Raw genomic sequence first — 1,691 nt, 5'->3', positions numbered from 1 at the left:
GCAGTCGATCTTCCTACATCAGCAATCAACGCAGAAGGTGGGAGCAGGACAGCGGTTACGGTTTGTCATGGCGAGGAAGCGGATATTGATCTGGCGCTCCTTGCCACGACCGACACGATCCACTGCTGTCTTCATGTTATGGGATGGACGCCTCCCTCCTCGCGCTCACAGTAAGTGGCCCAACCTGGAGGAGGACAGCATGACAATGAATTTGCTGGCGATCGATCTTGGAAAGCAATCGTTCCATCTGCACGGGATTGATACAAACGGTGTGATTGTTTCACGAAAGGTCAGCCGCACAAAGCTTACGGAAATCGTGAACGAGCTGGCGCCAGAGACGATCGCCATGGAAGCTTGCGCCAGCGCTCACCATTGGGGCCGGTTATTCACAACGGCGGGGAGAGAGGTCCGGTTGATCAATCCTCGTTTCGTAAAGCCCTTCGTGCGCGGCTCCAAGAACGACGCCGTCGACGCGGAAGCCATTTACGAGGCGGCGACACGCCCGACGATGCGCTTCGTTCCTGTAAAATCCACGGATCAGCAGGATCTGCAGTCTCTGCATCGGATTCGCGAGCGGCTGATTGTTCAACGCACGTCGCTCATCAATCACACCCGCGGCCTTCTGGCCGAATATGGCATCGTCCTGCCTCAGGGAGCCTGGCGCTTCGCGGCCCAGGCCCCGACAGCGATCGAACATAATTGCCTGTCGGATCTCGGGCGCGAGCTATTCGAGGAACTTCTCGACCAGCTTCGCGACGCAAATGCCCGCATCGCAAAGCTCGACGCAAGGATCATGGAGATCTGCCGGCAGCATGACGATTGTCGCCGCCTGGCTACCTTGCCTGGCGTCGGGCCCATTATCGCCACGGCACTGGTAGCCAGTATCGACGATGCCCGGCACTTCCGTTCTGGGCGAGAGCTCGCCGCCTGGATTGGGTTGGTGCCCCGACAATATACGACCGGAGGCAAGCCGCGCTTGGGTGGCATCGGTCGACGTGCCAATCACTATCTGCGCAAGCAGATGATACACGGCGCCCGAGCCGTTATCAGCCGTCTCGCCAACCGGGACGACCCGCGGTCGGCATGGCTGAGGGGCGTCGTCGAACGGCGGGGTTTCAACAAGGCGCTCGTTGCGCTTGCCAACAAGACGGCGCGCATTGCCTGGGCGCTGCTGACCAGGAAGGAGATTTACGCGGCCGCTTGATCTGCGGCGGCACCCGAGATCGTCGCTGAGGCGGCGATGAGAGCGAGGTGGACATTGATGGCACAACGGCACGGACCGCAGCTTCAAAGCCTGGTCTACGACAGGGCCTTTAAGGCCGCTCATGTTATGAGGCCAGAAGCAGCGGACTCCCATCAAGGCCGGGAGCGTGATCGCTCCAGTAACAGGCCGGATAGATTCACGCATTCCATGCCGCCGGCTGTCAGCATTGCCCCTTGCCCGGGAGGCGTCCATAGATTGTCATAGATCCCGCGCCCGGGAACGCCGCCGAACACACGGAACCCATGCCAGTGGGCGTTGAACAGCATCTCATGGGTCTGCAAGAGATAGGCGCGCACCAGGAAGGCCCGGCTGTGAGACAGCTTGATATGCGCCATCTGCAACTTCGTGCGTTCACCGCCCAGGACGGCAAAATCCTCACTCCAGTCGAACTGAAAGGCTTCGCCCGGACGGAATGAGAGTGGAACAA

At 60.1% G+C, this 1,691-nt stretch carries 1 protein-coding gene and 1 pseudogene; one reads left to right on the top strand and one right to left on the bottom strand.

Annotated elements, in window-relative coordinates; translation table 11 throughout:
* Positions 1-205: 205 nt before the first annotated feature.
* Positions 206-1,204: an IS110 family RNA-guided transposase gene (locus IE243_RS22695; protein WP_191321545.1), complete on the top strand. Its 999-nt coding sequence runs from the start codon at positions 206-208 to the stop codon at positions 1,202-1,204.
* Between the two features lie 245 nt (positions 1,205-1,449).
* Here IE243_RS22695 and IE243_RS22690 read toward each other — a convergent pair.
* Positions 1,450-1,691: pseudogene (locus tag IE243_RS22690) on the bottom strand (IS21 family transposase); the annotation flags it as partial.

It is taken from the genome of Camelimonas fluminis (assembly GCF_014656355.1).
Lineage (GTDB): Bacteria > Pseudomonadota > Alphaproteobacteria > Rhizobiales > Beijerinckiaceae > Camelimonas > Camelimonas fluminis.
The sequence above is the reverse complement of the archived record's forward strand: the minus strand, read 5'-3'. Positions and strand labels throughout refer to the sequence as shown.

What these genes read in the sequence shown, in the direction of transcription:
- IE243_RS22695 (WP_191321545.1), top strand. Translation starts at nt 206, where the DNA reads ATGAATTTGCTGGCGATCGATCTTGGAAAGCAATCGTTCCATCTGCAC.